General features: G+C 54.7%; 11 protein-coding genes. 9 read left to right on the forward strand and 2 right to left on the reverse strand.

The window, feature by feature from the left end; all coding sequences use genetic code 11:
- Positions 1-154 precede the first annotated feature (154 nt).
- Positions 155-919 carry a sporulation protein gene (locus GYMC52_RS02030; protein WP_013522913.1) on the reverse strand — a complete coding sequence of 255 codons (765 nt, stop codon included), beginning with the start codon at positions 917-919 and terminating at the stop codon, positions 155-157.
- Positions 920-1,277: 358 nt separating this feature from the next.
- Between GYMC52_RS02030 and GYMC52_RS02035 the strand changes: the two genes are divergently transcribed.
- A complete protein-coding gene (locus tag GYMC52_RS02035) occupies positions 1,278-1,691 on the forward strand; it encodes a (deoxy)nucleoside triphosphate pyrophosphohydrolase (protein WP_013522914.1) in 414 nt (137 codons plus the stop codon).
- A 192-nt stretch (positions 1,692-1,883) separates the two neighbouring features.
- Here GYMC52_RS02035 and GYMC52_RS02040 read toward each other — a convergent pair whose 3' ends face one another.
- On the reverse strand, positions 1,884-3,065 hold the full coding sequence (locus GYMC52_RS02040) for a Gfo/Idh/MocA family protein (RefSeq protein ID WP_013522915.1): 1,182 nt from the start codon (positions 3,063-3,065) through the stop codon (positions 1,884-1,886).
- A gap of 291 nt (positions 3,066-3,356) precedes the next feature.
- Here GYMC52_RS02040 and GYMC52_RS02045 point away from each other — a divergent pair, with 291 nt between their 5' ends.
- The 8 genes from GYMC52_RS02045 to GYMC52_RS02080 all read left to right on the forward strand — a co-directional run bounded on the left by GYMC52_RS02045 (position 3,357) and on the right by GYMC52_RS02080 (position 12,412).
- Positions 3,357-4,400, forward strand: a complete 1,044-nt coding sequence (locus GYMC52_RS02045; protein WP_013522916.1) for a nucleotidyltransferase family protein — start codon at positions 3,357-3,359, stop codon at positions 4,398-4,400.
- On the forward strand, positions 4,397-5,584 hold the full coding sequence (locus GYMC52_RS02050; RefSeq protein ID WP_013522917.1) for a glycosyltransferase family 4 protein: 1,188 nt from the start codon (positions 4,397-4,399) through the stop codon (positions 5,582-5,584). Before GYMC52_RS02045 ends, GYMC52_RS02050 begins: the two co-directional genes overlap by 4 nt.
- Positions 5,565-6,680 (forward strand): hypothetical protein, encoded by a 1,116-nt coding sequence (locus tag GYMC52_RS02055; protein ID WP_013522918.1) that lies wholly within the window; start codon positions 5,565-5,567, stop codon positions 6,678-6,680. Before GYMC52_RS02050 ends, GYMC52_RS02055 begins: the two co-directional genes overlap by 20 nt.
- Positions 6,631-8,040, forward strand: a complete 1,410-nt coding sequence (locus GYMC52_RS02060) for a phosphomannomutase/phosphoglucomutase (protein WP_013522919.1) — start codon at positions 6,631-6,633, stop codon at positions 8,038-8,040. Before GYMC52_RS02055 ends, GYMC52_RS02060 begins: the two co-directional genes overlap by 50 nt.
- Before the next feature lie 188 nt (positions 8,041-8,228).
- Positions 8,229-9,881 (forward strand): helix-turn-helix transcriptional regulator, encoded by a 1,653-nt coding sequence (locus GYMC52_RS02065; RefSeq protein ID WP_013522920.1) that lies wholly within the window; start codon positions 8,229-8,231, stop codon positions 9,879-9,881.
- 337 nt (positions 9,882-10,218) lie between these two features.
- Complete coding sequence (locus GYMC52_RS19905; protein WP_230982758.1) at positions 10,219-10,698, forward strand: ATP-binding protein; 480 nt, start codon at positions 10,219-10,221, stop codon at positions 10,696-10,698.
- On the forward strand, positions 10,595-10,879 hold the full coding sequence (locus GYMC52_RS02075; protein WP_227456719.1) for an STAS domain-containing protein: 285 nt from the start codon (positions 10,595-10,597) through the stop codon (positions 10,877-10,879). The genes GYMC52_RS19905 and GYMC52_RS02075 overlap by 104 nt, the downstream gene beginning before the upstream one ends.
- 6 nt (positions 10,880-10,885) lie before the next feature.
- Positions 10,886-12,412, forward strand: a complete 1,527-nt coding sequence (locus GYMC52_RS02080; protein WP_013522921.1) for a PP2C family protein-serine/threonine phosphatase — start codon at positions 10,886-10,888, stop codon at positions 12,410-12,412.
- Positions 12,413-12,556: the final 144 nt, after the last annotated feature.

The following is a 12,556-nucleotide window of genomic DNA, read 5'->3' on the forward strand; positions in this document are numbered from 1 at the left end:
TCGGATAGGGAGAAACGGGATTTATTGTTTTTGCCATCCTTTTTTGAAACAAATAGAAATCATTTACAGGGATAGATGTGCAACCTATGCCCCACCTACAAACTTCAGAAGCGGAAGGAAAAAGATGGCGGACGGCCCTTTCCGTTTTTTCCGTCTAACTGTACTTCTGGATCGCATCTGCCAGTAATTGCGGCAATGCCGGGATGTCGCCTGTGCCGTATGTGAACCGGACAAACGTCTCGTCCATATCGAGCGCCTCTGCGAACAACCCAGAAAGTCCACGTGCCTTGCGGTCGATTTCCAGCAAGACTTTCACGCTGTTTTCAGACAAAAAGAAGATCGCTTCCAATTCATCAAGACAGCCTTTGAACGGTCCACTCGCCGGCTTGAATTCAAACTCTTGGACAAACGGCAACCGCCGCTGCCCATAGCGCCGCGCTTGTTCGCATTGGACGTGGTGGAGGCGGAATCCTAATTGGCGGGCTGCCTCGAGAAACGCGGCGACGAGCGGGTGCGGTTCGATGGTGAGATGGTTGCGGTCTTGCGGGTCGAGCGCCATTTTAATGTCAAGGCCGGTTTGCAGCCATACCTGCGAAGAGCCGAGCGTGACGGGAACGTCGTACGGCAAGGCGAATTGAAACGGGATCGTTTTCGTTTCGTTCGGCCCAATCGTCAGCGAGCCGCTTACTTTGTACCGCGCCAGCACCGCTTTTTCCTCGTGTTTCTTATCATCGATTTCTCGAAGGTAGGTCGTCACTAACGCTAAGTAAATTTCGTCGATATGCTGCTCGATGCTGCCGCCGCGAATGTCGACAACCCCTTCGACTGTTTCGCCTTGGACATATTGCGCTTTCGCTAATTTCGTATCAACAGTGGCTGCTCCGATTCCGATAGAACTTAACAGTTTTTTGAACAACAAGTTCTCCTCCTTGTCATCGATTTCAGTTGAGAATACGGAGCGCCTGGTGAAAAGGTTCCGTCCTTCTTAATTAAAAAGGCGGGAACGATGCCGTCCCGACCTTTGCCTGTCATGATTCTACTGTTGAGAGTAACATAACACCGAAAAGGGTTCCACTATTTTGGAAAATGGGGAAGTTTTTGGCTCTTCACCACAACATGTACTTGACAACGGTTTCCTGACAAGGATAGGCAAAAAGTGCTGATGTTCCCTCACAAGCGTAAATAGGGGATGTTCAGAAAAAATCAAGTACAACTTTTGGTGAAGAGCCAAGTTTTTGCTACAATGGTTGGGAGATCGTAACAAGGAGCCGGTCGTCATGAAACGAACCATCTATGTCGTCGGGGCAGCCATTCGCAATGAACGCGGGGACATCCTATGCGCCTTGCGCGCTCCCGACATGTCGCTGCCCAACGTCTGGGAGTTTCCCGGCGGCAAAGTGGAAGAGGGGGAGCGACCCGAAGACGCTTTAGTTCGGGAAATTCGCGAGGAGCTTGGCTGCACGATTTCCATCGGCAAACTGTTGGCGGATGTATGCCATGAATATGAACATGCCATCGTGCATTTGCGGACGTATGAAGCCCGCTTAGTCGATGGGGAGCCGCGAGCTCGGGAGCATGCCGAGCTTAGGTGGGTGCCGCTTCAAGCATTGCGCTCGCTTGAGTGGGCGCCGGCGGACATTTCGACCGTTGAGGCGCTGTTGCACAAGAGGAAGGTGGGCCGGAACGTGTAAATGGCCGTTGCGGTGTTCGGGTGTTTGTTGGGAAAAACTACCGTTGTACAGATTGAGGCGAAAAAGAGTCTGACGCCAAAGGGCGATGTTCAAGAAGCGAAACACAATATATTGCTTTTTAACAATTATATACGGCAATCAAAAAAGGTGCCCCGATCTTTTTGGGACACCTTTCCTTTTTGTTTCGTTGTGTTAACGGATGCCGAGCGGATCGGTTTCTTCATCTGCAACGGTGCACGCTTCCGCCAAAGCGAGGTCGGCGGCGGCGTCTTCGGCGGTGACGAGGACGCGCCAGCTCGGGTTCTCGATCAAACGGCAAAAATCAAGAAAGCGCGTTTGGGCAATCGCTTCGTACCACCCGTGGCGGTCCGAGAGCACCACGGTGCGCTTGTATGGGCGGCGCGGAGCGGATGAAAGTTCAGCGGACGACAATAGTTGGTCGGCCGCTTGTTGCAGTTGTTCGATGGCGCTGGATGACGGCTTTGTCGGGATGGCGTCAAGCCAGGCATCAATGCACGCGGCCTCCTCGTCAGAGACGAGGCCGGAGACGGACAGCTGCGTTGGAATCCAGCCTTCAAGCACGATGCGCCCGCGTGCCGTATGAATGTCCCAGTGCGTCGATTCCGAAGCGGCAGGGTCCATCGTAAAGCCGTGGTAATAATGGACGGGGATGCGCCGTCCGTTGCCTTCATGAATCACCGTAGCGCCGACGCGCGGCCGTGTGCCGTCTGTTTCCCTTAACGCGAATCCGTGCGCGGAAACCGCTTCGCCAAACCAATCGCGGCCGACTTCAAAAAAGTGGACGCCGTGCTCGATCAGGATGCCGCCGCTTCGCCGCTCGTCCCAAAACCAATGGCCTTCCGCGACGCGGTGAGCCGCGTTGTGAAGGCTTGCGTAGTCCACTGGGCCAAGAAGCGCGCGGTGGATGAGTTGCTTGACGGCTTCTGCGAGCGGGTGGTAGCGAAGAACGAGATTGACCGCCAACGCCCGGTTTTGGCGGGCGGCGAGCTGGATGTTCGCCCGCAGCGCCTCGGCGGTGAGGCCGCCTGGCTTTTCAAGGAGCACATGTTTTCCTTCCTCAAGCGCCCGCTCGGCAAGCGGGGCGTGCAAATGCGGCGGGGTGGTGAGAATGACGATGTCAACGTGCGGGTCAACGATCAATTCTTCAGCTTCGCGGTATTCGCGCACGTCGCCCGCCTGCGGCTGACGGCGGCGATAGGCGTCGATGACGCGCTGGCGTTTTTCGTCCGTCCGCCCGGCGACAGCGGCGAGATGGAAGGAAGGAAGCGGGGCGAGCGCGCCGGCGAGAAATTCAGCGAATGCGCCGGCACCGGCAATGCCAACATGGTAACGGAAAGATGATGAAGAAATCATGGCGTATTCTCCTCCTCCCTCACATATATATAGCATTAACGATACTCATTATACCGCAAAGAAAAAGAAGAACGAGAAAATGAAAGTTTTGAAATTTGCAAGCATCAATCATTCCTCATCGACACCATCCGACAATTATTTCGCTTGCATAGAAGGAGGAATATTATGTATATTATTATTAGCAACCATCGAAGCCGAGTGCTAGCAATCTATGAACTACTTTCATTTTCTCGTTCATCCGTCAAAAAAGGTGTCTATTTTTGTGAAAAAAAGATATGGAGGGATGACGAAATGAAAGCATTGTTGCTGGCAGGAGGATTAGGTACGCGTCTTCGTCCATTGACCGAAAACATCCCCAAACCGATGGCCCCGATTGCGAACCGGCCATGGCTTGAACACCTCATCGTTCATCTTCGCGACCAAGGAGTCAACGAATTTGTCATCGCCGCACATCATTGTTCAGAAGTGATCCGTCGCTATTTCGAAGATGGGAAGCGCTGGAACGTCAAGATTACATACGCGCTCGAACCGTTCCCACTTGGAACGGCTGGGGCGATCAAAAACGCCGAGCGCTGGCTGAAGGAACGGTTTCTCGTGTTTAACGCCGACATTGTGCATTTGCCGCAATTGATCCCGCTGCTTGATTTCCATCGTCAACATGGCGGTTTGGCGACCATTGTTTTAACGGAAGTAGACGATCCTTCTTCCTATGGGGTGGTCGAACAAGACGATCGTGGGCAAATTTTACGCTTTGTCGAAAAGCCGCGCCGCGAAGAAGCGCCATCGAACCGCATCAATGCCGGCATGTATATTTTCGAGCCGGACGTGATGCGCTATATTCCGGCTGAGCGGGAAGTATCGATTGAACGCGAAACATTCCCGCTGCTGATCGAGAAGAATGTCGGTGTATATGGCATCGTCAGCAACGGATACTGGCGTGATATGGGGACGCCGGCCCGCTACCGCCAAGTTCACTGGGATGCGTTGCGTCGGGAGTTTCCGATTCCGCTCAAAGGACGTGAAATTCAACCGGGCGTGTTTGTCGGTGAAAACGTGGAGATTGGGTCTGGCGTTTTGTTTGTGCCGCCTGTGCTCATCGGCGACCACGTGAAAATCGGTCCGCAGGCTGTCATTGGCCCGAATGCGGTCATCGGCGACCGCTGCCAAATTGGCGCCCGCGTCCATTGCGCGCAGACAATCGTTTGGGACCGCTCTGTCATTCGTGACCGCAGCCGTTTGCAAAACAGCATTTTCGGCTATCGGACGGTGACGCCGGCGGGAGAAGTGTTCGAAGATTCGATTATTAATCAGTTCAAGGAGGCGGTGCAAGCATGATTCGAATTGCCTACGTCAGCACGTACCCGCCGCGGCGGTGCGGGCTGGCGACGTTTACGGAACATTTGCGCCAAAGCATTGACGGCGTCCGGGGCCCATCCGATGGCGACCGCGTCATCGTTTTGTATAACGAAAGCGACGGCGATGACGCCTATCGCAACGACCCAGCGTATTGGCCGCTTCCGGCGCAAAACCGCGCGGCGTATGCCGAGATGGCCAAACGGGTGAATGAAAGCGACATCGATGTCGTTTTATTGCAGCATGAGTTCGGCATTTTCGGCGGTGAGGCGGGCGAATACATTCTTGATTTCATCGCCGCGCTCAACAAGCCGCTCGTAACGACGTTCCATACGGTGTTTGCCGACCCGCCGTTGCCGTATCGCCCGATTCAAGGGAAAATCGCGGCGGCAAGCGATGCGATCATCGTCATGAACCGGCAGGCGATTCCGTATTTGGTCAAAGCGTTTGGCCTGCCGGAAGAAAAAATTGTCTACATTCCGCACGGTGCTCCAGGCCCAAGCAGCGAAAATCGCGATTCGCTTCGCCGCCGCCTCGGATTCAGCGGCCGCAAAGTGATGTTGACGTTCGGGCTTCTAAGCCGCGGCAAAGGGATTGAATCGGTCTTGGCCGCATTGCCGGGCGTTGTGCGCAAGGTGCCGGAAGCGCTGTATGTCATTGCCGGACAGACACACCCAGAAGTGAAAAAGAGGGAAGGAGAAGCATATCGCGAGGAGTTGAAATCGCTCATTCACCGTTTAGGGCTTGAGCACCATGTCCACATGGAAGATCGGTATTTCAGCGAAGAGGAATTGATCGATTATTTGACGGCGTGCGATCTATACGTCACCCCGTACCCGGGCATGCAGCAAATTACAAGTGGCACGCTTGCCTATGCGGTCGGCGTCGGCCGTCCGGTCGTTTCGACGCCGTATGAGCATGCGCGCGATTTGTTGCGAGGTTGTGAAGAGCTGTTGTTGCCGTATGGCGATACGACCGCCTGGGAAGAGCGGCTCGGGCAGCTGTTGGCCGACGAGGCGGCGCTGAAGCGATGGGAGGAAAAGGTGCGCCAAATCGGGGCAAACACGCATTGGCCGCGCGTCGGCGAACAGCATGTCGCCTTGTTTGCGCGCATGTGCGCCGCGAAACGTGGGGAGGTGAAGACCATTGGCACCGTCAGTCATTAAGTTCGACCATCTCGAGCGCATGACTGACGACACCGGGTTGCTTGAGCATAGCCTTGGCCGCATCCCGCGCCGTCGCGAGGGTTATTCGACCGATGACAACGCCCGCGCCATTTGGGCGTGCCTGGAATGGATGGCGCTATGCGAGGACAAAGGAGAAAAAGAGCGGCTGCACCGTTTGCTTGACCGGTATTTGGCGTTTTTGCTTTGGGCGCAAAACGATGATGGCACGTTCCATAACAACTTTTTCTTCGACCGGACAAAAGAAGAGGAAACGCCGTCAGACGACTGCTTCGGGCGGTCGTTTTGGGCGGCGGCGTTGGCTTACGTTCGCCTCAGCGATCCGGCGCGGCGCGAGGCGGCAGCAGATATGTTGCGGCGGGCCATGCCGGCGGCTTGGGAGCTTCGTTCGCTGCGCGGCGTCGCCTGGGGGGTGGCCACTTGCGGCGTCTTATTGACAGAAGAACGCCCGCTTGGCGTCGATCAAGAGGAAGTGGCAGCTTTGGCTGCACGGCTTGAGCAGCGGCTGCTTGCGGCGTATTGGGAGCATGCTGGCGACGATTGGCATTGGTATGAGCCGGAGTTGACGTACGCCAACGGGGTGCTGCCGTGGGCGCTTTGGACGGCATATCGGCGCGCGCCGCGGGATGAGGTGAAGGAAGTGGCGGAAAAAAGCCTTGCTTTCCTTATTGAAAAAATGAGCGGATCGGGAGGTGTCATCCGTCCGGTCGGCAACCGCGGCTGGTGCAGCCGCCGCTACCGCGCCGATTGGGATCAACAGCCGCTTGATGTGATGAAGCTCGCTTTGGCGGCGCGCGAAGCGTATTGGGCAACGGACGACGAGCGTTATCGCGGCGTCGTCCGCCGCTGCCTCGCTTGGTTTTACGGACAAAACGACGGCAACGCGCCGCTTGCGGACCCAAGCGACGGCAGTTGCTGCGACGGGCTTGGCCCGAACGGCCCGAACCCGAATCGGGGGGCGGAGTCAACATTGTCGTACTTGTTAACAGCAGCAATCGCTCAATCGATTTCGGTGGAGGTGGTTGTCGATGAATACGTCAACAACGAAACCGTTCGCATGGCCGGCACACGTGTTTAAAGAATACGACATCCGCGGACGAGCCGGTGAGGAGCTCGATGAGTCGTTCGCGTATTGGCTCGGACGGGCCTTTGCCGACATGATGCAAAAGGAAGGCGAGAAGAGGGCGGTTGTCGGTCATGACAATCGTCTGTCATCGCCTGGCTTGCATCGGGCGCTCAAAGATGGGCTGCTCGATGGCGGCTGCGATGTCGTCGATATTGGACTTTCGACGACGCCGATGTTTTACTACAGCTTATACTACACGAACATTCCATGCGGCATGATCATCACCGCCAGCCATAACCCAGGGGATGAGAACGGATTTAAAATCGCCATGGGGAAAACGACAATTTATGGCGAGCGCATCCAGGCGCTGCGGCGGGCGATGGAGCGGTTCAGCCAGGAACAGCCGCGTCCTGAAACAGCGCGGGGGCGCGAGGAAACGCTTGACCTTGCTCCGGCATATATCAAGATGTTGAAGGAGAAAATTAAGCTTGGTCCGCGCAAGCTGAAGGTCGTCGTCGACTGCGGCAACGGCACCCCATCGATCATTGCGCCACAAGTGCTCAAAGAGTGGGGATGCGATGTCATCCCGCTTTACTGTGAATCCGATCCGACGTTTCCGAATCATCATCCGGACCCGGTCGTGCCGGAGAACTTAACGGACTTGATTGAGATGGTGCGCAAGGAGCAGGCTGATCTTGGCATCGCGTTTGACGGCGACGGCGACCGGATCGGAGTCGTGGATGAAACGGGTGCGATCCGTTGGGGCGACCAACTGATGGTGTTGTTCTGGCGCGAGATTCTTAAGCGCCATCCGGGAGCCGACGCGCCCGTCGAAGTGAAATGTTCGCAAGCGCTCGTTGAGGAAATTGAGCGGCTCGGCGGGAAACCGTTCTTCCATCGCACCGGCCATTCGCACGTCAAAGCGACGTTGCGCCGTCGTCCGGAGATCCCGTTTGCCGGTGAAATGTCTGGTCATTTGTTCTTCAATGATGAGTTTTACGGCTATGACGATGCGCTGTACGCCGCTGGGCGCCTGCTTCGATTACTGTCGCACGATGAGCGCCCGCTGTCCGAGTGGTTTGCCGATGTGCCGCGGTACGCGGCGACGCCGGAGACGCGCGTTGCTTGCCCGGAAGAGAAAAAACCAGCTGCCATTGCCGCGGTGAAAAACCGGTTCGCTGGCCGCTATCCGGTTGTTGACGTTGATGGCGCCCGCATCCAGTTCCCGGAAGGCTGGGGGTTGGTGCGGCCGTCGAACACGCAGCCGATTCTCGTCTTGCGTGCAGAAGCCAAGACGGAGGCTGCATTGGCGGAGATTAAGCGGCAGTTGGCTGATTGCCTCGCCACCCTTGAATTGCGCATTGACTGGTGACGCCTTTTCTCCGAATTGTCTGCGCTTGTTGCCCTCTGTCCGTTTCAAAAGATTTGTTCCGGCGTGGGTCGTCCGTAGGGCTCCCACGCCGGTTTATTTTTGTTGTTAGGGGGCTCATGCTTGATTTCTTGCAAATGGTTTGTCCATAATAGATAAGGATAAAAATGTATTGTAGGAGAGTTGAAGGCGTGGTGATCCGTGAATCGTTGCAATATATTCAAGATGCATACGCGGCATTGACGGAGTTGAGCATGCTGATCGTCGATGATCACGGCACTCCCGTGACGAAAGTATCGAATATGACCGAGCTGGCGGAGCTCGTTTTGTTTGCCGCTAAAAGGGAAGCGCCATCGTTTTTCTGCCCGCGAGAACTTGTCATTGACGGATGGCAGCGTCCATCGGTCGTGCCGGTCGGGCGTTTTGGCATGAAAAGCATTGTCGCTCCCGTGTTTGTCGATGAGAAGGCGGAATATTGGATTTGGGCGGGCGTGTTTATCGAGGAAGAGACGAAATGGCTCATTTGCGAACAGCCGCTGGTAGACGGCGGAAAGTGGGTGTCAGCCATCGAACGATCGGTGGCGCTGCCGGCGCGGGCGGTCGAAGCGAAGTTAAAAGATATAGAAAAGATGGCGGTCATATGCGGGGAATTAATCAGCGGCGAGCGCCGCAAGCAACAATGCCGTGAATACGGAAAACGGCTCGAAGAAGTGGTTGCGGACAGCTCCGCCCTAGCGGACGTGGACAAGCTGCTTTTTGAGTTGCGGGCGTTCGATGAACGCGTCGATATGGCGTTGTATATCGCCAAGTGTCCGCAAGGATGGATGGTGACGGCGGCAAGCGGGGAAAAGGCCGGAAAGCTGCGTGGCAAAATGATCGATGCGTTGTTTCCGCCGCTTTCGTCTTCGGAGCCGCCGCTTCGTTCGGTTTACGTTCAAGATGCCGCTTTGGATCCACGCTTTTCCTTTTTTGTCCGCCATGGCATCCGCCCGAAAGCGATGATTGCGTATCCGGCGATGTACGGGAAAACAATGGAAGGATGGGTCATGATCGGCAGCGAGGCGGCCTCTTCACTTCCGGCGGCGCTTCGTTCGGTCGGCTCCACCCTCGTTCAACATTGGCTGCTCCTGGCTAAATGTACAGAGGCCGATATGAAAATGGACCGCCATTTGATGCGCTTGTCGATGTTGGTGGAAATTGGACGGGCCATGCGTGTGGTGCAGAATGAGGAAGAAATCATCCGGATAATGGCCGAATTCGCCGCGGAGCTCGCTTACGGGGATTTCGTCTTCGTGGTATGGTCTAATGACGGCCAAACAGCCGTTGTCCACGAAGGAGCGATGGACATAGAAATGGCCGTTCGTTATCGGGATGATGTCTGCCGCCGCTATGGCTGCCACGGCGAAAAGGCGAAAAGCGAGGTGCCGGCGTTGCTTGATGTTGAGGGTAAATCGGTGATGGAAGTGCCGTTTTTCGTCGGCGATGGCCGCTATGGCGTTCTCGCCGTTCATATAAAGAAAGAAAGGGAAGCGAAAGAGGCGGAAGTGTATATGACGGCGCTGGCCGCGATTGGTGCGATGATGATCAGCGGCAAGTCTCACGGTGGGAATGATGGGACGGTCAATATCGACATGTTGTCCGAGCAGTTGACGGCCCGGGAGATGGATGTATTGGAGCTGCTCATTCAAGGCTGCAGCAACCGCGAAATTTCAGAACGGCTGTTCATTAGCGTCCATACCGTGAAAAATCATATTACGAACATTTTTCAAAAAATTGGCGTCAATGACCGGTCGCAGTTGATCGCCCTTGTGTATCAACTAAACCACCGCCGGCAGCGCCGTTAAGGGGGACATCATTGGACGATGGATGCCATGATGTCTTTTTTTTTGATGTAGGAAATTGGAATGAACCCCATTTTGTATTATAATGAATTATAGTAAATAAGAACTATTTTTCGATAGGGATGGAACAATCAAGGAAAAAATAGCATTCGAATCCGTTTTCCCCAGCGCTGGAACGTGCCATAGTGGAAAAGCTGCCATGTTGCTTTGGCCGGCGCATAAGCATAACAAGGATAGGGGAATGCCGATGAAGCCTACGGCCATGATCCGAACGATGGCGATCATGAAAACGGCGGACATTTTAAAAGCGATGGACATTACCGAGGAACTGGCGAAGAGAATGGGGTTTTTGCCGCGCGATTGCCTTTTTCTCCGGCTCGCGACAGAGGAAGCGTGCACGAATGCGTATGAATATTGTCAAAAAACGAGAAAACTGCCATTTAGGATATTTTGGAAAATTGATGCGAGACAGTTTATGATGATTGTCAAGCAGCGAGGGGGATGCTTCTCCGTAGCCCAAACCGATGTCGTCAACACTGGGCCGCGCGGCAGGGGGCTGCAGCTGATCACCCATATCGTCGACGATGTATACGTGAAGCGAGCGGGAAACAACGTCTTGTTGTGCATGTGCAAATGCAAAAAAAAGAGTGACCATTGGAGGAAACAAGATGGAGACAAAACAAGGGGCAATTTGCACGCTGACATGGACAGAAGATATTACCTTAAACAACGTCGAATCGTTCCGTCAAGCGCTGGAAAAGTTGCTGGACAAACGAGCGGATCAATTGATCGTCAACATGGAGAGGGTCAAATACATTAACAGCGCCGGACTCGGTGTCATCGCTGACAGCGTCATGGCGGCGAGAGCCCGACAAAAAGAGTTGGTCATTGCCGGAGTGGAAGGGTCGCTCGCAGAAATTTTCCATATCGTCAAATTTTCTTCGTTTATCAAACTATTTGCCACAGAGAAGGAAGCCATGGATTATTTCAGTGGAGAATGACGTTCTATGGTGGATGGGTTTTGGGAACATGTTCAACGTTATGACCACCTCGCGTGGCGGGAGTTGCTTCTCGGCTTGGAAAAAATGAATGTGTTCGTTGGGCCGGGCGATTATGTGTATTGGCTCGCAGCGCCGGAACAAAGGCGGCTCTTGTTCATTTCGTCATCATGCGAGCAGCTGTACGGCCTGCCTCCGGATGACTTTTACCGCGATCAAGACATATGGGCAAAAGTGTCCTACCCGGATGACCGCGCCAAGGCGGAAAGAAAATGGTCGCTTCTTTCGGGGGCGGATGCGGGTGCCCAAACGTATCGCATCATCAATCAGCGGGATGGCTCCGTCCGCTGGGTGCTTGAACGGACGTTTCCTGTGCTTGGCCAATTCGGGGAAGTGAGGCTCGTCAGCGGAGTTGTCGCTGATCTGACAGAAGCAAAGCGAAACGAGAATGAACGGCAGCTCGCTGAACAAGTGTACAAAGCGATGGAACAGGCGATGCTCGTAACAGATGGCCAGTTTGTCGTTCAGTTTGTTAATCCGGCGTTCACAAAAATCACTGGCCATGGTGTAGAGATTGTCGGTCAGCCGCTGCATACGCTTTACGCGGGTTATTACGAGGCCTGGCTTTATGAGGTGATTCAAGCGGGAACTGGGGAAAGTGGAGAATGGAGGGGGTGGGTGCGCTGGCGTCGGAAAAACGGTTCGGTCTATGTCAGGCAGACGACGGTGCGGGCTGTGCCCGGCCATGATGGAGGAATCGCGTTTTACTTGTTTTTATTTGCCGGTCCAACTTATGAGAACCCATACATCGCAGCGATGAAAGATGACTTGCGGCTGGCCCGCGAGGTGCAAAAGCGCGTATTGAGCAAGCCGCTGTCGGCCAAAGGGATCAAGATTGCCGGAACGTACATCCCATCGCGGGAGCTGGGTGGCGATATGTACGCCTGGTATCCGATCGATAAACAGCGGTACGGCATTTTTTTAATGGATGTGATGGGTCATGGGGCAGCGGCTTCACTCATTTGCATGTCGGTCCGCTCGCTCTTAAACGGCGTCATCCGCAAAGGGATCGTTCCGACGGAAGTGTTTCGCGAGTTGAACCGCCATATGCGCCAGTTGTACCATGAAAACGGGCGGATGACATATTATTTCACCGCCGTGTATGTTCTTGTGGATGTTAAGGAACGGATGATTGAATATGCATCAGCCGGCCATCCGCCGGGGTTTTTGTTCCAACCGGACGGAACGGTGGCGGAGTTGGACCGCGGCTGCGCGCCGATCGGGCTGCTTCCGCGCCTTTTTGTCGACAGCGGCCGGTTGCGCTACGAGCCGGGGGCGACGCTTGTGTTGTATTCCGACGGGGCGATCGAAGGGGAAACGGGCTCTGTCCGGCAAAAGATTGAAGCGTTCCGCGATGCGCTGGCGCCGCATATTTTATTGGACGAGCAGGTGCTTTTGGACCATCTGCGCCGCCATTTTGCGCAAAAAGGGCCGCTTCCGGACGATTTTTCGGCGGTGGTGGCGAAGCTGGGCTAAAGAAATTGCTGCAAGAAGATCGATTCAAGCATCTTGAGCGTGTGTAGCAGGGACCACCGCATCGAAACAAAAAATCGATTTTCTTTTATACGCCATTTACGGTAAAATGAAGACAATTATACTGTTAATGGAGAATACAATATA

This window comes from Geobacillus sp. Y412MC52, assembly GCF_000174795.2.
Taxonomy (GTDB): Bacteria; Bacillota; Bacilli; order Bacillales; family Anoxybacillaceae; genus Geobacillus; species Geobacillus thermoleovorans.

Excerpts from the sequence above, each read along its gene's own strand:
- GYMC52_RS02035 (WP_013522914.1), top strand. The coding sequence starts at position 1,278 with ATGAAACGAACCATCTATGTCGTCGGGGCAGCCATTCGCAATGAACGC.
- GYMC52_RS02040 (WP_013522915.1), bottom strand. The coding sequence starts at position 3,065 with ATGATTTCTTCATCATCTTTCCGTTACCATGTTGGCATTGCCGGTGCC.
- GYMC52_RS02045 (WP_013522916.1), top strand. The coding sequence starts at position 3,357 with ATGAAAGCATTGTTGCTGGCAGGAGGATTAGGTACGCGTCTTCGTCCA.
- GYMC52_RS02050 (WP_013522917.1), top strand. The coding sequence starts at position 4,397 with ATGATTCGAATTGCCTACGTCAGCACGTACCCGCCGCGGCGGTGCGGG.
- GYMC52_RS02060 (WP_013522919.1), top strand. The coding sequence starts at position 6,631 with ATGAATACGTCAACAACGAAACCGTTCGCATGGCCGGCACACGTGTTT.
- GYMC52_RS19905 (WP_230982758.1), top strand. The coding sequence starts at position 10,219 with ATGGGGTTTTTGCCGCGCGATTGCCTTTTTCTCCGGCTCGCGACAGAG.
- GYMC52_RS02080 (WP_013522921.1), top strand. The coding sequence starts at position 10,886 with ATGGTGGATGGGTTTTGGGAACATGTTCAACGTTATGACCACCTCGCG.